Below are 24,329 nucleotides of genomic sequence, written 5' to 3' on the forward strand. Positions count from 1 at the left end.
TCTTTTCCTTTGGAAAGCCCTCTTCGAAAAAAAACGCCGCCGTCCCCGAAGGGGCGCGGCGGCTTGCTCATCCTTGTTTTTGGGTTGCGGCGGGCATGCGGCGCACCAGCGCGGTTTTGACCTGATGGGAGCGGAACTCCGCCTCCCGTATCTCCAGCCCCGCCGTGTTTACCTCGGCAGCGGCGCCGTCCGGCGGGATGAAGCCCAGGGCGCTGAGCACCAGCCCGTTGAAGGTGTCGAATTCATCGCAGGGCAGCGGCATGTCCAGCGCGGCGGCCACCGCGGTGAGAGGCGCGTCGCCCCGCACCCGCCAGATGCCGGGGCTCACCTGCTGCACCGGCGCGGCCTCCTCGCCGCCGCGGCCGTCCAGTTCGCCCACCAGCTGTTCCAGCAGGTCGTTCATGGTCACGATGCCCTCGAAGCCGCCATATTCATCCAGCACCACGGCCATGGGCTCGCCGGTGCGCTTCATGTTCCGGAACAGCACGTCCGCACGCACGCACTCCGGCACAAAACAGGCGGGGCGCATCGCCTGTTCCATCACGGTGGCGCGGCTTTTATCCTCCAGACAGAGGTAATCCCGCACGTCCAGCACGCCCACCACATTGTCGGCGCTGCCCTCGCAAACGGGATAGCGCGAGTGGCGGCCGGTGCGAATGGTACGGTCCCATTCCTGCTGCCCATCCTCCGTCCAGAGCAGCTGCACCTCGGTGCGGTGGGTGGCGATCTCGCCGGCGGTGCGGTCGTCAAACTCGAACACGTTCTGGATGAACTCCTTTTCGGTGGGGTCGATGACACCCTTTTCGTTGCCCGCATCCACCATCATGCGGATCTCCTCTTCGCTGACAGTCTCCTCGTCGGCGTCGGGGTCCACTCCCAGCAGGCGCAGCACGCCGTTGGTGGAGGCGGTGAGCAGCCAGACGATGGGAGCGAAGGCCCGGGCGATGGTGCACAGCAGGGCGGACATGCCCAGGGCCAGGGGCTCGGCCTTGCGCATGGCCAGTCGCTTGGGCACCAGCTCGCCAAAGACCAGCGTGAAATAGGAAAGCACCAGCGTGATGAGCACCACGGCCACCGCGTCCAGCGTGGCGGCCGGCACCGGCGCGCCCAGGCTCAAAAGCCAGCTCACCAGCCCGTCGGAGAAATTTTCGGCCGCGAAGGCGCTGCCCAGAAAGCCGGACAGGGTGATAGCCACCTGGATGGTGGCCAAAAAGCGGGCGGGCTGGCTGGTGAGGCGGGCAAGGCGGGCGGCCCGCTTGTCGCCGGATGCGGCCAGCCGCGCCAGGCGTGTGTCGTTCATGGAAATGACGGCGATCTCGGCGCAGGCGAACACGGCGTTGAGACCGATGAGGGCCGCCTGAAGCAAAAGCATGAGAGCAAGGGAATTTTTCAAAGCAACGTTCCTCCTTGAGAACTGAAAGCACTGTTTTGAAACGCAAACGGACACAGCCCGGCGCCTACTCTCGCAGGCACAGGCTATGTCCGATAAAACTGCATATGTGCGGTAAAGGAGGGTTTTCTCCGCCGGTACTGTCGCCGTCGTCCATGGTTTTGCGCGTCACGCTTCCCTTTCATACGATTTGCAAAATAGCATAGCATACTCGCCAGCCCCTTGTCAAGGAGCGGGCGGCCGGGGCCCCCGCGAAAGTTTGCGCAAGCAAAGTTTCGCGGGGAAACGACTGCGCCCGCAGGCGCGTTTCGAGGCCAACCGCCGCAGCTGCGGCGGCTCTTGGGCCGAGATGGAGCAGCAGAGTGAGCGCGCGATGAGCTTTTTCGTGAAACGAAAAAACTCGTCGCAAGCGATACGCCGCTTGCACTTTACCGCCCACCGGGCGGCCGGGGCCCCCATGAAAATTTGCACAAGCAAAATTTCATGGGGAGGAGGAGGAATGACGGAGCGGTATGAGAAAAGCCCAGCCAAACGGCTGGGCTTTTTGAATGGAGCGTAGTCCATTCCGACGTGGAGCCGGCAGACGGATTCGAACCCCCGACCTGCTGATTACAAATCAGCTGCACTACCAGCTGTGCTATGCCGGCAAAGGCGGCGCGGCGCGCCGTAAGGACATTATAACAAAACTTGCCCTGCGGGGCAAGGGGGATTTTGGCCGTCCCTTCAGCCGCCAAAGGCCGCCAGCTGCCGCTGCAGCCGGGCGAAATCTTCCAGGGTGAGCTGCTCGGGCCGGGCCGTCGCCGGCAGGCCCGCCGCCTCCAGCGCCGCCGTCACCGCGGCCTTGGGGATGCCCAGCGCGCCGCTGACAGCGTTGGCCGCCGTCTTGCGACGCTGGCTGAAAGCCGCCCGGATCAGCCGGAAAAAGCCCGCCTCGTCCGCGGTTTCCACCGCCGGCGCCTGCCGCACCTCCAGCTGGATCACCGCGCTGGTGACCTTGGGCGGCGGGTAGAAGCTGCCCGGCTGCACGCTGAACAACAGGCGCGGCGTTGCGTAGTAGGCCACCGCGTAGCTGATGGCCCCCGCCTGGCGGCTGCCCGGCGCAGCGGTGATGCGCTGGGCGGCCTCCTTCTGCACCATCACCGTGATGTGGCGGATGGGCAGTTTTTCCTCCAAAAGGCGCATCAGGACGGGGCTGGTGATGTAATAGGGCAGGTTCGCGCACACCGCCACCGGCATCCCCGCGAATTTCTCCCGGATCAGCGCCGCGATATCTACTTTTAGTATATCCCGCAATACAATTTCCACATTGTCAAATTCCGCCAGCGTCTCGGCCAGCAGGGGCGGCAGGCGCTTGTCCACCTCCACCGCCACCACCTTTTTGGCCCGCAGGGCCAGTTCCTTGGTGAGCACCCCGATGCCGGGGCCGATCTCCAGCACGCCCCAGTCCCCGTCGATGCCGGCGGCCCCGACGATCTTGGGGCAAACGCCGGGGTTGACGATGAAATTCTGGCCAAACCCCTTGGAGAGGGCGAAATCATACCGCGCGCACAGGTCCCGGATGGTGGAGAGGTCGGTGAGGTTGGGCATAAACAGCCTGCCTTTCTGATAAAAAGACGGGCAGCGCCCCGCGGGCGGGTCGCTGCCCTCTGTGTTTCTGGTTATTCCTCGCCGGAGGTGGCGGGGGCGGAGGAGGTATCCTCCCCGGCCGCCGCGTCGCCGGCGGAGGCGGGCTCGGAGGTGCCGGCAGAGGTGCTGCCGGAGGTGGAGGCGGGGCTGTCCGTGGAGGAGCCGGTGAGCAGCTTGGCCGCCGCCAGGGCGCGGCTCACCTGGGGATCGCTGGTGAGCGGAGCGCCCGCGTCGGTATTGCTGGAGGCGGCCACTTCCACATCCACCGAAAGGCCGGTGCCGTCAAAGCTCTCGCCATTCGAGGTGATCATCTTGGCCACCGTCACCACCACGGCGCTGCCGTCGCTCATGCGGTGGGGCTCCGCCTGGATGGTGCCTTTGCCATAGGTGTTCTGGCCCACCAGCTGCGCGCCGGAGAACTGCCGCAGGCTGGCGGCGAACAGTTCGGCGCTGCTGGCGGTCTGGCCGTCCACCAGCACCACCATGGGCAGGTCCACGCTGGAATCGTCGCTCTCACCCAGCAGGGTGCGCTCGCCGGTCTTGTACTCGGCCCAGACGATGTTGCCCTTGGGCACCAGCAGGTCGATGCAATCCACCGCGGCGCTGAGCAGGCCGCCGGCGTTGCCCCGCACATCAAACACCAGCGCCGCGGCGCCCTGGCCGGTGAGGTCGTTCACCGCCCGGCTGAACTGGGTCAGGGTGGTGGAATCGAACTGGATGATCTTGATGTAGCCGATGGAGCCGTCGGTCATCTGGTACTCCACGCTGGGGATGACATACTTGCTGCGGATGACGGTGTACTCGGCGGTCTCCGAGTCGGGCGACATGTAGCCCAGCACCACCTGGGTGCCGCTCTCGCCCTGCAGACGGGTGAGGACGTTGTCGCGGGTGAGGTTCTTCACGTCGGCGCCGTCGATGGCGGTGATGAAGCCGCCCACCTGCAGGCCCAGCTCCTCGGCGGGGCTGCCGGAGTAGATCTGGGTGATGCGGGCATAGCCGGAGGTGTCCTTCACCACGTCCACGCCCACGCCCACGATGTTGCCGCTCTGCACCTCCAGCAGTTCGGTGTACTGCTTAGCGGAGTAATAGGTGGCGTTGCGGTCGCCGGTGCCCAGGATGTAACCGTAGCTGATCATGTCAAAGAGGGTGGAATCCTGGATGTCGCCGTAGTAGTTGGCGCGCACATATTTATCCAGCTCGGCCAGTTTCGAGTACATGCTTTCCTTTTCCTGCACCGAGGGAATGGTCTGATCGAAGATCTGCCGCGCCAGAATCATGGTCACCGAGAAGGTCACCGTCATGGCGATGATGGCGATGGTAAGCGCCAGACTGACGCTGATTTTTTTGTTCATGGGCTCTCCTTTTCGGGTCAGAAACCGTATGCCAACTCAAGGATCACGGTGCTCAGCACCGAGGCGACCATCAGGGCCGCGATCACAAAGCAGACAACGCGCACAAAGGGTTTATGCTTCATCGAATTTTCCTCCATCCCGTCACGGGGGACTGACGTAGTTGCGGGGATTCTGACGCACCCCGTTCACCCGCACCTCGAAGTGCAGGTGGTTGCCGCTGGAATTGCCGGTGGAACCCACATAGCCGATCACCTGGCCCTGGGTCACCGTTTGACCCACGCCGACAGCGATGCTGGACATATGGGCATAGAGGGTGGAGATGCCGTCGCCGTTGTCGATCATGGCCACGATGCCGTAGGTCCAGGAGGTAGGCGGCGAGACCACCGTGCCGTTGTGGGCGGCGTAGATGGGGGTGCCGCCGGCGATGGCGATATCCAGCCCCTTGTGGCCGCTGCTGAAGACGCCGTTCACCCACTGGTCCGCGCCGAATTCGGTGGTGATGCGGCCCGCGGAGGGCAGCGGCCAGATGAAGCCCTCGGCGGACACGCCGCTGCCGGTGGAGGCGTTCTGCCGCACCCACTGCTCATAGGCGGCCTCCGCCTCGTCGGCCAGCTTCTGCTTTTCGGCCACCACCTGCTCCTGCACCTTGGCGTCGGCGTCCAGCTTGCTGATGGTGGCGTCCTGGGCCTGGATGTTGGCGCTCAGCTGGTTGGATTTTTCGTCCAGGGCGGCCTTGGCGCTTTCCAGGTCGGCCTTGGCCTGCTCCAGCTGCTGCTTTTCCTCCTCCAGTTCGGCCTTCTGGACGTTCATCTCCTCCAGCACGTCGGTGTCCTTCTGGCTGATCTGCTGCAGGGTGGTGGAGAAGGTGAGCAGGTCGTAGAGGCTCTGGGCGCTGGTGATCATGGCCACCGCGCCGGAGTCGTGCATCACCTGCATGGCCTGCATCCGGTCCTTGAAATCGGCCCAGCGGGCGTCGATCTCGGCCTGTTTGTCGGCGATGACCTGCTCCTGATTGGCGATCTCCACATCCTTCGCGTTGATCTGCTCCAGGGCCTGACTGATCTGGTCCAGAATGATGGTCTGCTGGTTTTTCAGGCTCTGCTTTTGCTGCTGGGCCTGCTTTTTATCGTCCTCGATCTGCTCGTACTTTTCCTTTTCCTCTTTCAGTTCCTGCTCTTTCTGCTGCCAGTCGCTCTTGTAGTCGGCAGCGGCCGTGCCCGCCAGCAATGCCGCCGACAGCAGACCGCAGGCGAGGCGGCGCAGCGCGGATCTTGTTCGCTTCATGGCGGTCCCTCCCTGTCAGACGGTCAAACTTTGAGATACTTGCGGATGGAACTGGCGGTGCCGATGCTGCCGATGAGCATGCCAAAGGCGAGGAAGCCCCCCAGCACCAGATACCACACCTTGTCCAGGGGCAGCAGCGTGCCGCCCAGCAAAGTGCCCCAGAACCCGGGCAGCTTCACGGCGTAGATCAGCAGCAGCTGGTAGCCGCCCAGCACCAGGGCGGTGGAGATGAGCCCCGCGATGAGGCCCACGGTGATGCCCTCCACGAAGAAGGGCAGGCGGATGAAGCCGTTGGTGGCGCCCACATACTTCATGATGTTGATCTCCTTGCGGCGGGCGAAGACGGTGAGCCGGATGGTGTTGCTGATGACCACCACGCTCACAAACCCCAGCACCGCCACCAGCACCACGCACACTGCGCTGACGCCCTGGTGCACGCTGGTGAACATCTGGCTGAGCTGCATGGGCGCGCCCACGCTCTCCACACCCTCGATGGCCTCCAGCTGAGGCTGGATCTCGGGCAGGTCGCTCACGTCGTCCAGCACCACCCGGTAGTTGGCCAAAAAGGGGTTTTCGCTGCCCTCGAACACGTCGAAGAGGTAGGCGCTGTCGCCCATGCTCTCCTTCATGCGCTCCAGCGCTTCCTCCTTGGAGACATAGGTCACTTCCCGCAGGCCGCTGATGCTGCGCAGGGCGCTGTCCACCGCGGCCAGGCCCTCCTCGGTGAGGTCCTCTTTCAGATAGACCACCGTCTCGTTCTGGCTGCCCAGATAATCCATCAGGCTGCCCACGTTGAGGGTGAACAGGCCGGCCACGCCGGTGATGAGCAGGCAGACGGTGAGCACGCCGATGCTGGCGACGCTCATCAGCCGGTTTTTGACCATGCTGTGCAGGCCCTGATGGGCCAGATACTTGAAACTGGACCAGTTCACAGCAGCACCTCCCCCACCGGCTCGGCGGTGTCGTCCACCACGTTGCCGTGGTCGATGCGGATGACCCGCTTGCTGAAGCGGCGGGCCAGTTCGTGCTCATGGGTGACCACCACCACCGTGATGCCCACCGAGTTGATGGCGCTCAAAAGGCCCATCATCTCCACGCTCAGTTCGGGGTCGATGTTGCCGGTGGGCTCGTCCGCGATGATCAGCTGGGGGCTGTGCACCAGCGCCCGGGCCAGCGCCACCCGCTGCTGCTCGCCGCCGGAGAGCTCGTCGGGGTATTTGTCCATCTTGCCGGACAGCCCCACCAGGTTGAACACATAGGGCACCCGGGTGGCGATCTTCTTTTCGGCGATGTTGGTCACCCGCATGGCGAAGGCCACGTTCTCGTAGGCGGTGAGGGACGGGATGAGGCGGAAGTCCTGGAACACCACGCCCATGTTGCGGCGCAGATAGGGCACCTCCCGCTCCTTCAGGCGGGAGAGATCCTTGCCGTCCACCAGCACATGACCGCTGGTGGCCTTCTCCTCCCGCAGGATCAGCTTTAAAAAAGTGGACTTGCCCGCGCCGGAGTGCCCCAGCACGAACACGAATTCGCCCTTGTGGATGTGCAGGCTGACATTCTTCAGGGCGGTGTTCCCGCCGGGATACACCTTTGTCACATTGTCAAAAACGATCATTGCAATACCTCTGCTGTGGTTGGGCGTGGGCGCAAAACAGCCGGTCACGGGGTGCGACCGGCCGCATGCTGGCGCTTGCGCTGTTCATAAAACGCGGGCCGGGCCCCTTTCATTGCATCCCGCGCGGCAGCGCGGTGGAACGGGGCCGGACCCGCAGGCCCGGCTCAATACTTGGCCGGGTTGGCACTCAGGTATTTTTTGACCATCAGCGCCACCTTGAAGACGATGGCGTCGTCGAACTCCCGCAGGTCAAGGCCGGTGAGCTTTTTGATCTTCTCCAGCCGGTAGACCAGGGTGTTGCGGTGCACGAACAGGCCGCGGCTGGTCTCGGAGACGTTCAGGTTGTTCTCGAAGAAGCGCTGGATGGTGAACAGGGTCTCGGCGTCCAGGCTCTCGATGCTGCCCTGTTTGAACACCTCCCGCAGGAACATCTCACACAGGGTGGTGGGCAGCTGGTAGATCAGCCGGGCGATGCCCAGGTTGTCGTAGCTGATGATGGACTGCTCGGTGTCGAACACCTTGCCCACCTCCATAGCCACCTGGGCCTCCTTGAAGCTGGTGGCCAGGTCCTTCACGTTGCCGACGGGGGTGCCGATGCCCACCACCGCCTTTATGTAGTGCTCGCCGGAAAGGGTGTCCACGATGGAGGCGGCCAGCTTTTCGATGTCCCGCTGGTCGATGCCGCGGCGGATCTCCTTCACCAGCACGGTGTCGGTCTCGCTGATGTTGAACACAAAGTCCTTCTGCTTGTCCGGGAACAGGCCGCTGACCACGTCGTAGGCGGAGATGTCGGTGCCGGAGGTGACCCGGATCAGCAGCACCACCCGGGACACGTCGGTGGCGAAGTGCAGCTCCCGGGCCTTGGCGTAGATGTCGCCGGGGAGGATGTTGTCCAGCACCACGTTCTTGATGAAGTTGGCCTTGTCGAACTTTTCGTCGTGGTACTGCTTGATGCTCTGCAGGCTGATGGCCATCAGGCTGGCGAACTGGCTGGCGCACTCGTCGGTGCTCTCCACATACACAGCGTAGTCGTTGTGCTTGTTGGAGCTGAACTGATGGTAGGTGCAGCCGCCGCACTGGAAGCTGTCGCCGGTGAGACGCTCGGCGGCAAAGCCGTCCCGCACTTCGCCGATCATATTCAGATCCGAGCAGGAAATGACGGTGCCGGTCTCGTCCACGACGCCCACCGTACGGCCAATGGCGTCCTTCATCTGGTACACGACGCCCTGAAACACTCTGTTCGCCATAGATATGCTCCCCTTTTTTATATTCGATGATAAACCTTCCAGCCGCGTTTGTGATTTTGAACAATTACAAACAGTGTCTGTGTATATATTACACAATAAAATTTACTTTTGCAACATATTTCCGGCAAAAAAAATGCCATTTATTGTGTAGTTTTGAGTTTTGGGTCAAAAAGGGGCGAATCCGCACCTTTTTATCCTATCCGATAATTGTGAAGGTTGTTTGAAAAAAGTTTGAAAACCGGCCTGCGGCGCGGTTTTTCACCCCTCCGCGCCCCCTTGCAGCAGAGCCTTTTCCGCCGGGGTGATGAGCCGCCACCGCCCCGGGGCGAGGCTCTCGTCCAGCCGGAGGCCGCCGATGGCGGTGCGGTGCAGCCCGTTCACCCCCGCGCCCAGGGTGCCGAACATCCGCTTGATCTGGTGGTACACCCCCTGGCGCAGCACCACGGTGGCGGCGCAGGGGTCGGCGGCGTCGGGAAAAAGCTGCGCCGGCTGCATCCTCTGGCCGTCCGCCAGGGTGACGCCGTCGGCGAAGGCCCGGGCCATTTCCGGGGTGACGGGGGTGTCCAGCACCACATGGTAGGTCTTGGGCACATGGCGCTTCGGGGCCAGGATATCGTGGGCAAAGGCCCCGTCGTCGGTGAGCAGCACAAAGCCGGTGCTGGTCTTGTCCAGCCGGCCGGCGGGAAACAGCTGCCGCCGGGGGAAGGCCCCGTTCAGCAGGTCCACCACCGTTTTGTCCCGTCCGTCGGTGCTGGCGCTCACCACCCCCGCGGGCTTGTTCAGCATAATATATACATATTCCTCGCTGGCCAGACTCTTGCCGTCGGCCCGCACGTCGTCCGCCTCTTTCACCGGCCAGTCCGCTTTTTTGCACACCTGGCCGTTCACCGTCACCCGGCCCTTCGCGATGAGGCCCCGGGCGGCGGAGCGGGTGAGTTGGGCGGCGTCCGCCACAAATTTATCCAGCCGCACGGTCAGCGTCCCTCCATCAGGCGGCCCCGGTTGCCCTTGCCCTGGAAGGCGTCCACCTCCATGGCCAGCATCACCACCGCCGGCATGCCCCGCATGGCCCGCTCGTGCTCGGGGCTGCCGATCCAGGCGGAGGAATACTTTTCGCAGATGGCCCGCATGCCCGCCTGGCGCTCGGCCTCATCGGTGACCGTGCGCACCTTGCCCTCGGCCACGCAGCTGGCGTAGACGTAGGTGAATTCCCGGGGCTGGTTTTCCGCGTAGAGCACGCAGGAATAGCAGGCCCGGGGCCGGGCCGCCAAGTTTTCCAGCTTCTGCCCCGCCCTGGCGCAGTGGAAGTAGAGGGTGCGGCCCACCAGCGCGGCGCAGATGGGCACCGCGTAGGGGGTGCCGTCCTCGTTCACCGTGCAGAGAAAACCATACTCGCTCTCCCGCAGAACGGTGAGGGCGTCCTCCTCGCTGAGTTTTCGGTCTGTTCGGCGCAGTTCGCGCATGGAAAAAATCCCCCTTCTTCTCCGGCCGGCGCATCGCGGGACGCGGCGTTTTTGCCGCCCCCGCCCCGGATGTGTTGTCTCGCGTGACTGATTATACCACATTTCACCCGGATTTGCTTTGCACGGGGAACTTTTTTCGCACGGCATAGAAAAAAGGCCGCCGGGGCAAAAGTCCCGGCGGCCTTTTCGGCCGGCCTCACATCTCTTTTTCCAGTTTGCAGCGGTCGTAGACGGCACTGAACTCCACAAAGAGATAGGCCGCCACCAGCAGCAGCACCGCCGCCAGTTCCACCTCCATCAGGGCGAAGGTGAGCATCAGCGCGCTGTAAACAAAGGTCATCCGGTCAAAGGCCCGGCCCTTGGCCCGGTCGGAGATGGCCCGATTGCGCTCGTCTGCCCGCTCCACCTCCAGCCTTCTTTGCAGCGCCGGGTCGCCCCTGACCGCCCGGGCCGCCAGCAGCTCGCCCGCGCCCTGGCCGAAGAGGCCGCAGCCCACTCCGATGCACACATAGGGCAGCGCGCGCGCCGCGCCAAAGCCCGCCCCCGCCCGCAGCAGCCACAGCCCCGCCGCCACGGCCAGCAGGCCCAAAAGAACGAAAAGGACGTTCCAGGCGTTCTTTTTCATTTCGTCTCCTCCTCGTAGATAAAAATGTCCTCGATGGTGAGGGAAAAATACCGCGCGATCCTGAAGGCAAGCTGGATGGAGGGATTGTAGCGCCCGTTTTCCAGCGAGCCGATGGTCTGGCGGGACACCTCCAGCGCGTCCGCCAGTTCCTCCTGGCGCAGGCCCCGGGCTTTGCGCAGTTCTTCCAGTCGGTTTTTCATGGCTGCCTCCCTTCTCCCTGTTTTATGGAAAGTTTACTTTCCATGGCTTCAGTATAGCACATGCAGGGAAAATGTCAAGCGCGCTTTCCATTTCTCCGCAAAAAAATTTGCCTGCGGCAAAGGGGGCGGGCAGGGCGCGAAACGGCAGGCCGCCGGGACGAACGCTCGCCGGACAGAACGAAGAGGGGCAGGACGGAGCGATGGCGGAAGCAGACCGGGCGGCGGCTGCGGCGAAACGTACGCGGGGCCGCCGGACGGCAGCAGCGGCAAAGGGCGAGGGGGCAACCGGCGGGCCGGGCCGGCAGCAACGGGGCGGACTTTGCTTTGTCGGGCAGGCCGCCGGACGGCAACAACGGAAGAAGGGCCGGGGGGCGGCGGGCAGTGAAGCGGCGGCAGGGGCCGGCGGTGAAAACGCCCGGCGCGCCGCAAAGGGCGCACCGGGCAGAAAGTCACTTGGCGGCGGCGGAGGCCGCCGCCTGTCTGACCCAATCCATCAGCTCATTGTCGATCTCCTCTGTGCGGGAGAGGACGATGTGATGGGTCCAGCGGTTCGGGTACGGCTCGGTGACCGCCGCCACCCGTGGGCTTTGGAGGGGCCGGTCCAGCCCCAGGGTGAGGACGATATAACGGGCGGGAAGTTCGGCCTTGCGTTTCGCCCGCAGGAAGGAGACGCAGGCGAACAGGCGGCGGTTGTAAAAGGAGATCTGGGTTTTGCCCACCTTGAGACGCACGTTTTCAATTTCCGAGAAGATGCGCCCTTCCAACGCCTCGTAGAGAGCCAGTTCCTCCGGCTTGCCGTCGAAGAAACGCAGTGCGTCGCCGTTCATCGCAAGGGCCTCCTTGGGGGGCGTTCCTCCCCTGTTTTTTCTCCTTTATTATACCACAAAAAGAACAAAGGCGACCATGCCGCAGTTCACATCTCGCCGGGCGGTGTCGGAACCGCCGGTGTGTCAGGGGTCGGCGCCGACTGTGCCCCCCGCCAACCGCCGGGAGGCGAGCTCCGCCAAGGGGCTTCGGCAGATATTCCCAGGTTATTTCCAATGCTTTAACTGCGAAAGATACGAATCAAACTGATTGCGTCTGGTTTTCTCGTCCGCGTTATCCGGATTGGGCATATTCGCAACCAGATAATCCAACAAAGATTCCTTGGATTGATAGGCAAATTTACCATCCGCATAGCACCATTTACAGTAGTCCTCGTTATAGCTTCCATCTGGTTCTCGGCTAATCAGACTATCCTCATTCAATGGCATTCCGCAGCACTGACACACAAGTTGCCGTGGGTGGCCTAACAGCGTATTGATCGATACATCAAATACCTGCGACAACAATTGTAATGTGTCTGTATTTGGCTGCGTTTCTCCCGTTTCCCAGCGGCTGACCGCCTGCCTGGTAACTCGCAACCGCTCTGCCAATTCTTCCTGTGTAAGATTGTTCTTTTCACGCAAATTCTTCAGAATATCCCGTACTTCCATAGCAGTTCCCTCCTGTGGAATATGTTGCTGTATTTAGTATAAATTCAAAACCTTACTTTAACAAGCAACTCGCTGTTGCTGTGGGGTCGCGGATGCTGTCGATCAACTCCCTGCCTGTTGCTTTACGGCATAGGGGCATTTACGTAGGGCGTGCATTTGCCCGCATGCGGCAAGCGGCGATACCCCGATCGAGGAGTACCGCCGCTTTACTGTATCATCTATAAAATTCATCACATCAAGGCGCTTTCAAAAATGGTGTAGTCGTGGTGCAGTAAGCGCCTTCCTGTATCGTGAAACCATCGATCTTACTGGTTTTCCCGGGATTTTTCGAGCTGCTGCCGTGGCAGACAATGAGTACGTGGCTCACACGCTCAGTTCGGCGGTCTGGCCGGCGGCCTCGGGGTTCGCCGCCAGCACCGGGCCCAGCACGTTTTTCAGGAAATCCTCCACCTGGTGCGCGCTGCGGCCGGTGAATGCCTCGGGGCGCAGTTCCGACTCGATCTCCTCCCGGGTAAGGCCGAAGGCGGGGTCCGCCTCGATGCGCCCGATCATGTCGTTGGGCAGGCCCTCCTGCTTGACCTGGGCCGCCGCGGCGATGGCGTGCTGACGCAGCCGCTCGTGGAGCTCCTGCCGGTCGCCGCCCTTTTTCACCGCCTTCATCATGATGTTCTCGCTGGCCATGAAGGGCAGTTCCGCCATGACCCGGGCGCGGATGACCTTGGGGTAGACCACCAGCCCGTCGCAGACGTTGAGCAGGATGTTCAGGATGGAATCGGCGGCCAGGAAGGCCTCCGCCACCGCGATGCGCTTGTTGGCGGAGTCGTCCAGGGTGCGCTCGAACCACTGGGTGCCGGCGGTGAAGGAGGGGTTGAGCACGTCCACCATCAGGTAGCGGGCCAGGGCGCACACCCGCTCGCAGCGCATGGGGTTGCGCTTGTAGGGCATGGCGGAGGAGCCGATCTGGTTTTTCTCAAAGGGCTCCTCCATCTCCTTGAAATTGGCCAGCAGGCGGATGTCGGTGGCCAGCTTCATGGCGCTCTGGCCGATGCCCGCCAGCGCGTTCAGCACCATGGCGTCCACCTTGCGGCTGTAGGTCTGGCCGCACACCGGCACCACCTTGTCAAAGCCCATGGCGGCGGTGATGTCCGCCTCCATGGCCTTGATCTTCTCCTCGTCGCCCTCGAACAGCTCCATGAAGCTGGCCTGGGTGCCGGTGGTGCCCTTCGCCCCCCGCAGGGCCAGGGTGGCGATGCGGTGGTCCACTTCCTCCAGGTCCATGTAGAGCTCGTTGGCCCAAAGGGTGGCCCGCTTGCCCACCGTGGTAAGCTGGGCGGGCTGGCCGTGGGTGTAGGCAAGGCAGGGCATGGCCTTGTATTCATCGGCGAATTTCGCCAGCAGGGAGAGCACCCCCAGCAGCTTTTTGCGCACCAGCTGCAAAGCCTGGCGCATAACGATGATGTCGGTGTTGTCGCCCACATAGCAGCTGGTGGCGCCCAGGTGGATGATGCCCTTGGCCGCCGGGCACTGCAGGCCGTAGGCGTAGACGTGGCTCATCACGTCGTGGCGGCACTCCTTTTCCCGGCGGATGGCGTCCTCGTAGTTGATGTCCTCGGCGTGGGCCTTCAGCTGGGCGATCTGCTCGTCGGTGATGGCAAGGCCCTGCCGCTGCTCGGCCTCGGCCAGGGCGATCCAGAGTTTGCGCCAGGTGCGGAACTTGTTGTCGTCGGAAAAGATATACTGCATCTCCCGGCTGGCGTAGCGGGTCTGGAAGGGGGAAATGTATCTGTCGTGTTCTGCCATAGTGCTCCTCGTTCCCTTTCTTTTATAAAGGGCCGCCCCGCCGGGGGCGGCCCTTGGGCTGTGTGCGGGTTACAGGCGGAAGTAGTCCACGCCGCCCTCAAACAGGGGCTGGTACTTGTCGCCCGGCACGTTCTTGTACAGGTCGTTGCCGCTGCGCTCGGTGTGGCCCATCTTGCCCAGCACCCGGCCGTCCGGGCTGGTGATGCCCTCGATGGCCCAGACGCTGCCGTTGGGGTTCACCGACAGGTCCATGGAGGGGTTGCCCGCCCCGTCCACATACTGCGTGGCGATCTGGCCGTTCTTCAGCATCTCGTTCAGCACATCGTCGCTTGCCACAAAGCGGCCCTCGCCGTGGCTGATGGCCACGGTGTGCACCTGGCCGGGCTCACAGCGGCTGAGCCAGGGGCTGAGGTTGGAGGCCACCCGGGTGTTCACCAGCATGCTCTGGTGGCGGCCGATGGTGTTGAAGGTGAGGGTGGGGCACTCCGCGTCCATGGGGCGGATCTCGCCAAAGGGCACAAGACCCAGCTTGATGAGGGCCTGGAAGCCGTTGCAGATGCCCAGCATCAGGCCGTCCCGCTGGCCCAGCAGCCGCTGCACCGCCTCGGTGACGGCGGGGGCCCGGAAGAAGGCAGTGATGAACTTGGCGCTGCCGTCCGGCTCGTCGCCGCCGGAGAAGCCGCCGGGCAGCATGACGATCTGGCTCTCGTCGATGGCCTTCACCAGCGCCTCGCAGCTTTCGGCCACGGCGGCGGGGGTGAGGTTGTTGATGACCAGCACCCGCGGGTCGGCCCCGGCGCGGCGGAAGGCGCGGGCGGTGTCGTACTCGCAGTTGGTGCCGGGGAACACCGGGATGATGACCTTGGGCTTTGCCGCGCCCACGGCCGGGCCCTTGCGGGCGGGCACATCGAAGGTGACGGGCAACACCTCTTCGCCCTTGCCCCGGTAGGGGAACACCGGCTCCAGCTTGCCCTGCCAGGCGTCCTCCAGCGGGGCCAGGTCCACGGTCTCGCCGCCCAGGGTGAAGGTGTAGTCCTCGGTGACGGCGCCCAGTTCCAGGGTGTTTTCCACCTCTTCGCCGTCGGCCAGTTCCAGGATAAAGCTGCCGTAGGCGGGGCGGAAGAGATCGGCGGGGTCCACCCCGCTTGCCAGCTTGAAGCCCAGCCGGTTGCCCAGGCACATCTTGAACAGGCCCTCGGCGGCGCAGCCGTAGCCGGGGGTCCAGGCGGCGCGCACCCTGCCGGAGGCGATGAGGCCCTCCACCTGCTCGAACAGCGCCTTCAGGCTGTGGCGCTCGGGGCGCAGATCGTCGTATTCCGGCCGCAGCCACACCACCCGGCTGCCCGCGGCTTTGAACTCGGGGCTGATCACATTGCCGGTGGTGCCGATGGCGGTGGCAAAACTCACCAGCGTGGGGGGCACGTCCAGGTCCTCAAAGCTGCCGGACATGCTGTCCTTGCCGCCGATGGCGGCGATGCCCAGATCCACCTGGGCCTTCAGCGCGCCCAGCAGAGCGGTGAAGGGCTTGCCCCAGCGCTCGGGGTCGGTACCCAGCCGCTCGAAGTACTCCTGGAAGGTCAGATAGGCCTTCTTGTGGTCGAAGCCGGTGGCCACCAGCTTGGCCACGCTCTCCACCACCGCCAGGTAGGCGCCGCTGTACTGCTTTTTCTCCATCAGGAAGGGATTGTAGCCCCAGGCCATGCCGCTGCAGGTGGTGGTCTCGCCGTCCACCGGCAGCTTCGCCGCCATGGCCTGCGCCGGGGTGAGCTGGCGGCGGCCGCCGAAGGGCATGAGCACGGTGGCCGCGCCGATGGTGGAGTCGAACCGCTCGCCAAGGCCCTTCTGGCTGCAGACGTTCAGGTCGGTGACCAGGTTGCGCAGCCGCTCCTCCCAAGTGTCGCCCGCCCACTCCCGCTCGTAGGGCAGGCAGTCGTAGACCAGCACGTCGGCGTGCTTTTCGGCGCCGTTGGAGGCAAGGAACTTGCGGCTGACATCCACGATGGTCTTGCCGCGCCAGGTCATCGTCAGGCGGGGCTCCTCGGTGACGGTGGCCACCACGGTGGCGTCCAGGTTCTCCTCGTGGGCCAGGGCCACAAAGGCCTGCACGTCCTCGGGTGCCAGCACCATGGCCATCCGCTCCTGGCTCTCGCTGATGGCCAGTTCGGTGCCGTCCAGCCCGTCGTACTTCTTGGGCACGGCGTCCAGGTCGATGGCCAGGCCGTCGGCCAGTTCGCCGATGGCCACGCTCACGCCGCCCGCGCCGAAGTCGTTGCAGCGCTTGATGAGACGGGTGGCCTCCGGCCGGCGCAAAAGGCGCTGCAGCTTGCGCTCGATGGGGGCGTTGCCCTTCTGCACCTCGGCGCCGCAGGTCTCCAGGCTCTTGCGGCCGTGGGCCTTGGAGGAGCCGGTGGCGCCGCCGCAGCCGTCCCGGCCGGTGGCGCCGCCCAGCAGCACCACGATGTCGCCGGGCTTGGGCTCCTCCCGCCGCACGTTGGCGGCGGGGGCAGCGCCCACCACCGCGCCGATCTCCATCCGCTTGGCCACATAGCCGGGATGGTACAGCTCGGTGACCTGGCCGGTGGCCAGGCCGATCTGGTTGCCGTAGCTGGAATAGCCCGCGGCGGCGGTGGTGACCAGCTTGCGCTGGGGCAGCTTGCCGGGCAGGGTGTCCTCCACCGGCACCAGCGGGTCGCCCGCGCCGGTGACCCGCATGGCCTGGTAGACGTAGCTGCGGCCGGACAGCGGGTCACGGATGGCGCCGCCGATGCAGGTGGCCGCGCCGCCGAAGGGCTCGATCTCGGTGGGGTGGTTGTGGGTCTCGTTTTTGAAGAGGTACAGCCAGTCCTGCTCCTGGCCGTCCACGTCGCACTTGATCTTGACGGTGCAGGCGTTGATCTCGTCCGATTCGTCCAGGTCCTTCAGCTTGCCGATGGCTTTGAGGTACTTGGCGCCGATGGTGGCCAGGTCCATCAGGCACATGTCCTTCTTGCGGCCGGCGTACACCGCCTTGCGCATGGCCAGGTAGGAGTCGAAGGCCTTTTTCACCTGCACGTCCTCGATGCGCACCTCCTCCAGGATGGTGCCGAAGGTGGTGTGGCGGCAGTGGTCGCTCCAGTATGTGTCGATCATCCTGATCTCGGTGATGGTGGGCGCGCGGTGCTCACTCTGGAAGTACTCCTGGCAGAAGGTGATGTCCGCCAGGTCCATGGCCAGGCCCCGCTGCTGGATAAAGGCGGCCAGGCCCTCCTCGTCCAGTTCCAGAAAGCCCTCCAGCACCTCCACGTCGGGAGGCACGGGGTAGTCCACCCGCAGGGTGTCCACCGGCTCGAGGGAGGCCTCGCGGGCCTCCACCGGGTTGATGACATACTTCTTGATCCGCTCCAGCTCTTCGGCGGGGATGTCGCCCTCCAGCAGGTAGACCCGGGCGGTGCGCACCTGGGGCCGCTCGCCCTGGCTGATGAGCTGGATGCACTCGCTGGCGGAGGAGGCGCGCTGGTCGAACTGACCGGGCAGATACTCCACCGCGAAGACGGTTTTTGCCGCAGGCAGCGCATCACAGATGGCGTCCACCGGGGGCTCGCTGAAGACGGTGGGCACGCAGGCGTCGAACAACTCCCGGCTGATGCCCTCCACATCGTAGCGGTTCAAAAGGCGCAGGCCGGCCACGCTGCCGATGCCCAGGATGTCCCGCACCTCGGTCAGCAGGCTCTGGGCCTCGTGGTCAAAGCCCGGTTTCTTTTCCACATAAACACGATATACCATGGGGTACCTCCCTTGAAACTGTGGGGTTTAGCGCAGGGCCTCCAGCGCCCGGCGGCCGATGTCGCCCCGGCGGTGCAAGCCCTCAAAGGTGATGTTGTCGGCGGCGGCGTAGGCCTTTTTCAGCGCCGCCGCAAGGTCCGGCGCGGTGGCGGTCACGCCCAGCACCCGCCCGCCGGCGGTGACCAGTTTGCCGTCTTTCAGGGCGGTGCCCGCGTGGTACACCACCGCCCCGCCGCCGGGCAGCTGGCCATTCACAAGGCCGGAGATCTCCTTGCCCTTTTCGTAGTGCTCGGGGTAGCCGCCGCTGGCCAGGATGACGCAGGCGGCGCTTTCGGAGGAGAATTCCACCGGGGTGTCGGCCAGGGTGCCGTTCGTGCAGGCCAGCATGATCTTCAAAAGATCGCTTTTCAGCAGGGGCAGCACCACCTGGGTCTCGGGGTCGCCGAAGCGGCAGTTGTACTCGATGACCCGGGGGCCCGCCGGGGTGATCATCAGCCCGAAGTAGAGGCAGCCTTTGAAGGGGCAGCCCTCGGCGGCCATGGCCGCCATGGTGGGGGCAAAGATGGTTTTTTCACACTGGGCCGCCACCTCCGGGGTGTAGTAGGGGTTCGGGGCCACGGTGCCCATGCCGCCGGTGTTCAGGCCCTTGTCGCCGTCCAGCGCCCGCTTGTGGTCCATGCTGGACACCATGGGCTTCAGGGTCCTGCCGTCGGCGAAGGCCAGCACGCTGACCTCGGGGCCGGTGAGGAACTCCTCCACCACCACCCGGCTGCCGGAGGCGCCGAACACCTTCTCCTCCATCATCTGATGCAGGGCCTGCCGGGCCGCCGCCTCGCTGTCGCAGATGAGCACGCCCTTGCCCAGGGCCAGGCCGTCCGCCTTGATGACCACCGGGTATTTTCCCTTTTCCCGGATGTACTCCAGGGCCTTTGCCGGCTCGTCGAACACCGCGTAGTCGGCGGTGGGGATGCCGTACTTCTTCATCAGGTCCTTGCTGAACACCTTGCTGGCCTCGATGCGGGCCGCGGCGGCATTGGGCCCGAAGGCGGGGATGCCCGCCTGGGCCAGTTTGTCCACCAGCCCCAGGGCCAGGGGGTCGTCGGGGGCGACCACCACATAGTCCACCTGTTCCCTTTTCGCCAGCTCCACCTGACCCTCGATGTCGGTGGCGGCCACCGGCACGCAGCGGGCGTCGGCGGCGATGCCCCCGTTGCCCGGCGCGCAGAGAATTTCGGTGCACAGTTCGCTCTCTTTGAGCTTTCTCACGATGGCGTGTTCCCGGCCGCCGCCGCCCACGACCAACAGTTTCATGGGTAAATTTCCCCCTTCCTTTTTTCCCGAGCCCTGACACACCAATGCCCGGCGCGGCAAAAACCGCGCCGGGTGGTACGCTTTTGTTTAATGGTGGAACAGCCGCAGCCCGCAGAAGGCCATGGCGATGCCGTATTTGTTGCAGGTGTCGATGACCTGCTGGTCGCGGATGGAGCCGCCGGGCTCCACGATGGTGGTCACGCCGCTGCGGCGGGCCCGCTCGATGTTGTCGCCGAAGGGGAAGAAGGCGTCGCTGCCCAGGCACACGCCGGTCACCTTGGCCAGCCATTCCTTCTTCTCGGCGGCGGTGAGGGGCTCGGGGCGGGTGGTGAAGGTCTCGGCCCACACGTCCTCGCCGATCACGTCCTCGTACTCATCGCTGATGTACACGTCGATGGCGTTGTCCCGGTTGGGGCGGGAGACGTCGGGCTTAAAGGGCAGGGCCAGCACCTTGGGGTGATGGCGCAGCTGCCAGATGTCCGCCTTGTTGCCGGCCAGGCGGGTGCAGTGGATGCGGCTCTGCTGGCCGGCGCCCACGCCGATGATCTGGCCGCCCTGGGCGTAGCACACCGAGTTGGACTGGGTGTACTTGAGGGTGATGAGGCAGAGCACCAGGTCCCGCTTCTGCTCGGGGCTGAGGGTCTTGTTCTCGGTGACGAGGTTCTGCAGCATCCCCTCGTCGATGCGCAGGTCGTTGCGGCCCTGCTCGAAGGTGATGCCGAACACCTGCTTGTGCTCCACCGGGGCGGGCACATACGAGGCGTCGATCTGCACGATGTTGTAATTGCCCTTGCGCTTGGATTTGAGAATTTCCAGGGCGGCGGGGGTGTAGCCGGGGGCGATGATGCCGTCGGACACCTCGTGCTGGATGACCTTGGCGGTGGACTCGTCGCACTCGTCGGAGAGGGCGATCCAGTCGCCAAAACTGCTCATGCGGTCGGCGCCGCGGGCCCGGGCGTAGGCGCAGGCCAGGGGGCTGAGCTCCAGCCCCTCGCAGAAGTACATCTTTTTGAGGGTGTCGTCCAGGGGCAGGCCCAGGGCCGCGCCCGCCGGGGAGACGTGCTTGAAGGAGGCGGCGGCGGGCAGGCCGGTGGCCTCCTTCAGCTCCTTCACCAGCTGCCAGGAGTTGAGCGCGTCCAGAAAGTTGATGTAGCCCGGCTTGCCGTTCAAAACGGTCACCGGCAGCTCGCCCTCTTCCATATAGATGCGGGCGGGTTTCTGGTTGGGGTTGCAGCCGTATTTCAGTTCCAGTTCCTTCATCTTTCGTTTTCCCCCTTATTCTTCACAAACTGCGTCGTATTTATTGATGATCACATCTTCCGTCTCGCCGGTGGCAAGGTCGATGCCCCGCACGAAGAGGCTCACCTTGTTGTCCTCGTTCAGCGCCTCCCACATCTTCACCGCCAGTTCCTCCGCGTCCTCCGGCAGGGCCACCCGCTCCGGCTCGCCCTCAAAGCTGGGGATGGGGCTGCCGTCGCACTTGTAGGTGTGCAGGAAGTGCCCCTCCCCCGCCACCGGCTGCGGATACTCGAAGAAGTACCGCCGGCAGCTTTCGCCGTTGCCGTCGGCGCTTTTGAGGATGGACAGCTTGTAGCTGCAAGCGCCATCGGCCAGCTCCACCACACCGCTGATGCGGGGGGTCCAGTTGGGGCCGTCCGGCTCAAACGTCCGGGTGCGCAGGGCGGCCTCGAAACTCTCGCCCCGGCTCATGAATTCATAAACGGTGTCGGTCTGGTCGCCGTTGGTGACGATGTGGGTATCCTCCCCCACCGTGCGCACCGGGTTATAGATGATGAGGCTGGGGTCCTGGAGCTTTTCCGGGTCCGTCGCCAGGGTGCGGATGCCGCCGATCTGGGGCACCGGGTCGAACACCCGGTTGCGGCTGTTGGCGCTGCGGCCCATGATGAAATAGGCGATGAGCGCCTTTTTGCCGCTGGGGGCAAGGCCCAGCACGATGCCCCGGCCGGGGTAGGCGTTGGTCTTCAGCTGTTCGTACAGGTCAAGCAGTTCCATTTCCTCATTCTCCCTTTTTGTAGTCAGCGCCCGGGGCGCGGGTTCAGCCTTTGTCGTACGCGGCGCACACCTTGGCCAGCGCCGCGGGCAGCAGTTTCCACTCGGCCTGCTCCATCACCCGCCGCTGCAAGGTCTCGGGGGTGTCGCCCTCGGCCACCTCCACCGCCTTCTGGGCGATGATGCGCCCGCCGTCGCACACCTCGTTCACAAAGTGCACCGTGGCGCCGGTGACCTTGACCCCCTTGGCCAGGGCCGCCTCGTGGACCTTGAGACCGTACATCCCTTCGCCGCAGAAGCTGGGGATGAGGCTGGGATGCACGTTCAAAATGCGCTCGGGGTAGGCGGCGATGACGCTTTTGCCCAGGATGGACAGAAAGCCCGCCAGCACCACGATGTCGATGGCGTTTTCCTTCAAAACGGCCAGCAGGGCCGCGTCGAATTCCTCGGCGGTGGCGTAGTCTTTCCGGCGCACCACCACGCCGGGCACGCCGGCGTTTTCGGCCCGCTCCAGAGCGTAGACGCCGGGCTTCGAGGCCACCACCAGGGAAATTTTGCCGTGGGGGTTTTCGCCCCTGGCCTCGCTGTCCAGCAGGGCCTGGAGGTTGGTGCCCCCGCCGGACACCAGAACCGCTACCCTCAGCATAGTTCCACCCCGTCGCCGGCCACGATCTCGCCCAGCACCCAGGCGTCCTCGCCGTTGGCCTTCAGGATCTCCACGGCGCGGGCGGCGTCCTCTTTGGCCACCACCAGGATCATGCCCACGCCCATATTAAAGGTGTTGAACATGTCCCGCTCAGGGATATTGCCGGCAGCCTGGATGTGGTTAAAGAGGGCGGGGGTGTGCACATTGGCCTTTTCGATGCGGGCGGCGCAGCCTTTTTTCAGGCAGCGGGGGATGTTCTCGTAGAAGCCGCCGCCGGTGATGTGGCTCACGCCCTTGACGGTGATCTCGTCCATCACCGCCAGCACGGGCTTGACGTAAATTTTGGTGGGGGCCAGCAGGGCCTCGCCCAGGGTGCGGCCCAGGTCGGCGTGGTACTCTTTCAGCACCTCCGGGTGGTGTTCCAGGTCAAAGACCCGGCGCACCAGCGAAAAGCCGTTGGAGTGCACCCCGGAGGAGGGCAGGGCGATGATGGCGTCGCCCTCTGTCATGGTGCTGTTGTCCAGCAGTTTGGCCTTGTCCACAGCGCCCACGGTGAAGCCCGCCAGGTCATACTCGTCCTCGGGGTAGAAGCCGGGCATCTCGGCGGTCTCGCCGCCCACCAAAGCGCAGCCCGCCTGCACGCAGCCCTCGGCCACGCCGGCTACCAGCTGGGCGATCTTTTCCGGCACGTTTTTGCCGCAGGCGATGTAGTCCAGAAAGATGAGGGGCTTCGCGCCGGCGCAGATCACGTCGTTCACGCACATGGCCACGCAGTCGATGCCCACGGTGTCGTGCTTGTCCATCAGAAAGGCCAGTTTCAGCTTGGTGCCCACGCCGTCGGTACCGCTCACCAGCACCGGGTGGGGCATGCCGGTGCAGTCCAGTTCGAACAGGCCGCCGAAGCCCCCCAGGCCGCCGATGCAGCCGGCGGTCATGGTGCGGGCGACGTGCTGCTTCATCAGTTCCACCGCCTTGTAGCCGGCGGTGATGTCCACCCCGGCGGCGGCGTAGCTGGCGGAATAACTCTTTTCCATGGCGCTCTGGCTCCTTTTAATCAATGGTCTCGGAAATTTTGTTCTCGAACTTGCTCTTCTCGGTCACCGCCGGGGGCTCCACAGGGTACTGGCCGGTGAAGCAGCCGGTGCACAGACCCAGCTTGCAGCCCTCGGCGATGGTCTTCACGCCCTCCACGCTCAAAAAGCCCAGGCTGTCCACCCCCAGGATGTCCCGCATCTCCTCCAGCGTGTGATTGGCGGCGATGAGGTTCTCCCGGCTGTCCACGTCCACACCGAAGTAGCAGGGATAGAGAAATTCCGGCGCGCTGGACAAAAAATGCACCTGGGTGGCGCCCGCCTCCCGCAGCAGCTGCACGATCTGGCGGCTGGTGGTGCCCCGGACGATGGAGTCGTCCACCAGCACCACCCGCTTGCCCCGCACCGTGTCGGCGATGGGGTTGAGCTTGATGCGCACAGTGTTCTCCCGCAGCTTCTGGTCGGGCTGGATGAAGGTGCGCCCGATGTACTTGTTCTTCAAAAAGCCGATGCCGTAGGGGATGCCGCTCTGCTGGGAGTAGCCCAGCGCCGCGTCCAGCCCCGAGTCGGGCACGCCCACCACCACATCCGCCTGGATGGGGTGTTCCAGCGCCAGCATGGCGCCGGCGCGGCGGCGGGCCCGGTGCACCGAGGCGCCGTCCACCACCGAGTCGGGCCGGGCGATGTAGACGAATTCAAAGACGCACAGGCTGGAGGGCGCGCCGCAGTGGGTGCGGATGGAGCGCATGCCGTCCTTGTCAAAGACGATGATCTCGCCGGGCTCCACGTCCCGCACGAACTCGCCGCCGGCGGCGGCGATGGCACAGCTCTCGCTGGCGATGATGTCGCTGTCGCCCAGCTTGCCGATGCACAGCGGCCGGAAGCCCTGAGGGTCGCGGGCGGCGATCAGTTTGCGGGGGCTCATGATCACCAGGCTGTAGGCTCCCTTGAGGATGGGCATGCTCTTTTCCACCGCCTCCTCGATGCTGCGGCTCGTAAGGCGCTGGCGGGTGATGGTGTAGGCGATGACCTCGGTGTCGCTGGTGGAGTGGAAGATGCCCCCCTCCAGCTCGATGTCCCGCCGCAGTTCGTAGGAGTTGGTGAGGTTGCCGTTGTGGGCCAGGGCCATGGGGCCCTTCACATGGCGGATGACAAAGGGCTGGGCATTGGCCCGCAGGGGGGTGCCGGTGGTGGCGTAGCGGCAGTGGCCGATGCACATCTGGCCCCGGGGCATGGTCTCCAGCACCTGCTTTGTGAACACCTCGTTCACCAGACCCAGGTCCCGGCGCTTGTAGATCACGCCCCGGTCGTTCACCGCCATGCCGCAGCTCTCCTGCCCCCGGTGCTGCAAAGCGTACAGGCCGTAATAGGTGGTGGCCACCACGTCCTGCTCCGCGTTGCGGCGGTAGATGCCGAACACGCCGCACTCCTCGTGCAGCTTTGCGTCAAACTGTTCCATACTGTTCCTTTCTTTGCCGTTGGTTGCCGCAAG

General features: G+C 64.4%; 21 protein-coding genes and 1 tRNA gene. All 22 read right to left on the minus strand.

What is annotated here, in order from left to right; translation table 11 throughout:
• Positions 1-67: 67 nt before the first annotated feature.
• Positions 68-1,393 (minus strand): hemolysin family protein, encoded by a 1,326-nt coding sequence (locus ACH2A7_RS05285; protein ID WP_394960633.1) that lies wholly within the window; start codon positions 1,391-1,393, stop codon positions 68-70.
• 568 nt (positions 1,394-1,961) lie between these two features.
• A tRNA-Thr gene (locus tag ACH2A7_RS05290) sits at positions 1,962-2,037 on the minus strand.
• 76 nt (positions 2,038-2,113) lie between these two features.
• Complete coding sequence (gene rsmA / locus ACH2A7_RS05295; RefSeq protein ID WP_394960634.1) at positions 2,114-2,977, minus strand: 16S rRNA (adenine(1518)-N(6)/adenine(1519)-N(6))-dimethyltransferase RsmA; 864 nt, start codon at positions 2,975-2,977, stop codon at positions 2,114-2,116.
• A gap of 71 nt (positions 2,978-3,048) precedes the next feature.
• Positions 3,049-4,368 (minus strand): S41 family peptidase, encoded by a 1,320-nt coding sequence (locus tag ACH2A7_RS05300; protein WP_394960635.1) that lies wholly within the window; start codon positions 4,366-4,368, stop codon positions 3,049-3,051.
• A 141-nt stretch (positions 4,369-4,509) separates the two neighbouring features.
• Entirely contained in the window at positions 4,510-5,652 is a 1,143-nt protein-coding gene (locus tag ACH2A7_RS05305) for a murein hydrolase activator EnvC family protein (RefSeq protein WP_394960636.1), read from the minus strand.
• A gap of 23 nt (positions 5,653-5,675) precedes the next feature.
• Positions 5,676-6,584, minus strand: coding sequence for a permease-like cell division protein FtsX (ftsX, locus tag ACH2A7_RS05310; RefSeq protein ID WP_394960637.1), 909 nt, complete (start codon positions 6,582-6,584; stop codon positions 5,676-5,678).
• A complete protein-coding gene (gene ftsE / locus ACH2A7_RS05315; RefSeq protein ID WP_394960638.1) occupies positions 6,581-7,267 on the minus strand; it encodes a cell division ATP-binding protein FtsE in 687 nt (228 codons plus the stop codon). Before ftsE ends, ftsX begins: the two co-directional genes overlap by 4 nt.
• Positions 7,268-7,431: 164 nt before the next feature.
• The gene (locus ACH2A7_RS05320; protein WP_394960639.1) at positions 7,432-8,514 is read right to left on the minus strand and encodes a PucR family transcriptional regulator; all 1,083 of its coding nucleotides are present in this window, start codon (positions 8,512-8,514) and stop codon (positions 7,432-7,434) included.
• A 258-nt stretch (positions 8,515-8,772) separates the two neighbouring features.
• The gene (locus ACH2A7_RS05325; RefSeq protein ID WP_394960640.1) at positions 8,773-9,486 is read right to left on the minus strand and encodes a pseudouridine synthase; all 714 of its coding nucleotides are present in this window, start codon (positions 9,484-9,486) and stop codon (positions 8,773-8,775) included.
• A 2-nt stretch (positions 9,487-9,488) separates the two neighbouring features.
• Positions 9,489-9,977, minus strand: a complete 489-nt coding sequence (locus tag ACH2A7_RS05330; RefSeq protein WP_394960641.1) for a pyridoxamine 5'-phosphate oxidase family protein — start codon at positions 9,975-9,977, stop codon at positions 9,489-9,491.
• Positions 9,978-10,173: 196 nt separating this feature from the next.
• Entirely contained in the window at positions 10,174-10,602 is a 429-nt protein-coding gene (locus ACH2A7_RS05335; RefSeq protein ID WP_394960642.1) for a hypothetical protein, read from the minus strand.
• Positions 10,599-10,802: a helix-turn-helix transcriptional regulator gene (locus tag ACH2A7_RS05340; RefSeq protein WP_394960643.1), complete on the minus strand. Its 204-nt coding sequence runs from the start codon at positions 10,800-10,802 to the stop codon at positions 10,599-10,601. The genes ACH2A7_RS05335 and ACH2A7_RS05340 overlap by 4 nt, the downstream gene beginning before the upstream one ends.
• Positions 10,803-11,251: 449 nt before the next feature.
• On the minus strand, positions 11,252-11,629 hold the full coding sequence (locus ACH2A7_RS05345) for a DUF5655 domain-containing protein (RefSeq protein ID WP_394960644.1): 378 nt from the start codon (positions 11,627-11,629) through the stop codon (positions 11,252-11,254).
• A 204-nt stretch (positions 11,630-11,833) separates the two neighbouring features.
• Positions 11,834-12,277 carry a zinc ribbon domain-containing protein gene (locus ACH2A7_RS05350; RefSeq protein ID WP_394960645.1) on the minus strand — a complete coding sequence of 148 codons (444 nt, stop codon included), beginning with the start codon at positions 12,275-12,277 and terminating at the stop codon, positions 11,834-11,836.
• Positions 12,278-12,640: 363 nt separating this feature from the next.
• On the minus strand, positions 12,641-14,077 hold the full coding sequence (gene purB, locus ACH2A7_RS05355; RefSeq protein WP_394960646.1) for an adenylosuccinate lyase: 1,437 nt from the start codon (positions 14,075-14,077) through the stop codon (positions 12,641-12,643).
• A gap of 69 nt (positions 14,078-14,146) precedes the next feature.
• Entirely contained in the window at positions 14,147-17,839 is a 3,693-nt protein-coding gene (locus ACH2A7_RS05360; protein ID WP_394960647.1) for a phosphoribosylformylglycinamidine synthase, read from the minus strand.
• 27 nt (positions 17,840-17,866) lie between these two features.
• Positions 17,867-19,150: a phosphoribosylamine--glycine ligase gene (purD, locus tag ACH2A7_RS05365; RefSeq protein ID WP_394960648.1), complete on the minus strand. Its 1,284-nt coding sequence runs from the start codon at positions 19,148-19,150 to the stop codon at positions 17,867-17,869.
• A gap of 87 nt (positions 19,151-19,237) precedes the next feature.
• The gene (locus ACH2A7_RS05370; protein ID WP_394960649.1) at positions 19,238-20,410 is read right to left on the minus strand and encodes a phosphoribosylaminoimidazolecarboxamide formyltransferase; all 1,173 of its coding nucleotides are present in this window, start codon (positions 20,408-20,410) and stop codon (positions 19,238-19,240) included.
• A 15-nt stretch (positions 20,411-20,425) separates the two neighbouring features.
• Positions 20,426-21,163, minus strand: coding sequence for an IMP cyclohydrolase (locus tag ACH2A7_RS05375; protein WP_394960650.1), 738 nt, complete (start codon positions 21,161-21,163; stop codon positions 20,426-20,428).
• A 43-nt stretch (positions 21,164-21,206) separates the two neighbouring features.
• Positions 21,207-21,806 carry a phosphoribosylglycinamide formyltransferase gene (gene purN, locus ACH2A7_RS05380; protein WP_394960651.1) on the minus strand — a complete coding sequence of 200 codons (600 nt, stop codon included), beginning with the start codon at positions 21,804-21,806 and terminating at the stop codon, positions 21,207-21,209.
• On the minus strand, positions 21,800-22,840 hold the full coding sequence (purM, locus tag ACH2A7_RS05385) for a phosphoribosylformylglycinamidine cyclo-ligase (RefSeq protein WP_394960652.1): 1,041 nt from the start codon (positions 22,838-22,840) through the stop codon (positions 21,800-21,802). Before purM ends, purN begins: the two co-directional genes overlap by 7 nt.
• A 16-nt stretch (positions 22,841-22,856) precedes the next feature.
• Positions 22,857-24,296, minus strand: a complete 1,440-nt coding sequence (gene purF / locus ACH2A7_RS05390; RefSeq protein WP_394960653.1) for an amidophosphoribosyltransferase — start codon at positions 24,294-24,296, stop codon at positions 22,857-22,859.
• Between the last annotated feature and the right edge of the window lie 33 nt (positions 24,297-24,329).

Source organism: Candidatus Allofournierella merdavium (assembly GCF_944382735.1).
GTDB lineage: Bacteria > Bacillota > Clostridia > Oscillospirales > Ruminococcaceae > Allofournierella_A > Allofournierella_A merdavium.

Excerpts from the sequence above, each read along its gene's own strand:
- rsmA (WP_394960634.1), bottom strand. The coding sequence starts at position 2,977 with ATGCCCAACCTCACCGACCTCTCCACCATCCGGGACCTGTGCGCGCGG.
- ACH2A7_RS05300 (WP_394960635.1), bottom strand. The coding sequence starts at position 4,368 with ATGAACAAAAAAATCAGCGTCAGTCTGGCGCTTACCATCGCCATCATC.
- ACH2A7_RS05305 (WP_394960636.1), bottom strand. The coding sequence starts at position 5,652 with ATGAAGCGAACAAGATCCGCGCTGCGCCGCCTCGCCTGCGGTCTGCTG.
- ftsE (WP_394960638.1), bottom strand. The coding sequence starts at position 7,267 with ATGATCGTTTTTGACAATGTGACAAAGGTGTATCCCGGCGGGAACACC.
- ACH2A7_RS05320 (WP_394960639.1), bottom strand. The coding sequence starts at position 8,514 with ATGGCGAACAGAGTGTTTCAGGGCGTCGTGTACCAGATGAAGGACGCC.
- ACH2A7_RS05330 (WP_394960641.1), bottom strand. The coding sequence starts at position 9,977 with ATGCGCGAACTGCGCCGAACAGACCGAAAACTCAGCGAGGAGGACGCC.
- ACH2A7_RS05335 (WP_394960642.1), bottom strand. The coding sequence starts at position 10,602 with ATGAAAAAGAACGCCTGGAACGTCCTTTTCGTTCTTTTGGGCCTGCTG.
- ACH2A7_RS05340 (WP_394960643.1), bottom strand. The coding sequence starts at position 10,802 with ATGAAAAACCGACTGGAAGAACTGCGCAAAGCCCGGGGCCTGCGCCAG.
- ACH2A7_RS05345 (WP_394960644.1), bottom strand. The coding sequence starts at position 11,629 with ATGAACGGCGACGCACTGCGTTTCTTCGACGGCAAGCCGGAGGAACTG.
- ACH2A7_RS05350 (WP_394960645.1), bottom strand. The coding sequence starts at position 12,277 with ATGGAAGTACGGGATATTCTGAAGAATTTGCGTGAAAAGAACAATCTT.
- purB (WP_394960646.1), bottom strand. The coding sequence starts at position 14,077 with ATGGCAGAACACGACAGATACATTTCCCCCTTCCAGACCCGCTACGCC.
- ACH2A7_RS05360 (WP_394960647.1), bottom strand. The coding sequence starts at position 17,839 with ATGGTATATCGTGTTTATGTGGAAAAGAAACCGGGCTTTGACCACGAG.
- purD (WP_394960648.1), bottom strand. The coding sequence starts at position 19,150 with ATGAAACTGTTGGTCGTGGGCGGCGGCGGCCGGGAACACGCCATCGTG.
- ACH2A7_RS05370 (WP_394960649.1), bottom strand. The coding sequence starts at position 20,410 with ATGAAGGAACTGGAACTGAAATACGGCTGCAACCCCAACCAGAAACCC.
- ACH2A7_RS05375 (WP_394960650.1), bottom strand. The coding sequence starts at position 21,163 with ATGGAACTGCTTGACCTGTACGAACAGCTGAAGACCAACGCCTACCCC.
- purN (WP_394960651.1), bottom strand. The coding sequence starts at position 21,806 with ATGCTGAGGGTAGCGGTTCTGGTGTCCGGCGGGGGCACCAACCTCCAG.
- purM (WP_394960652.1), bottom strand. The coding sequence starts at position 22,840 with ATGGAAAAGAGTTATTCCGCCAGCTACGCCGCCGCCGGGGTGGACATC.
- purF (WP_394960653.1), bottom strand. The coding sequence starts at position 24,296 with ATGGAACAGTTTGACGCAAAGCTGCACGAGGAGTGCGGCGTGTTCGGC.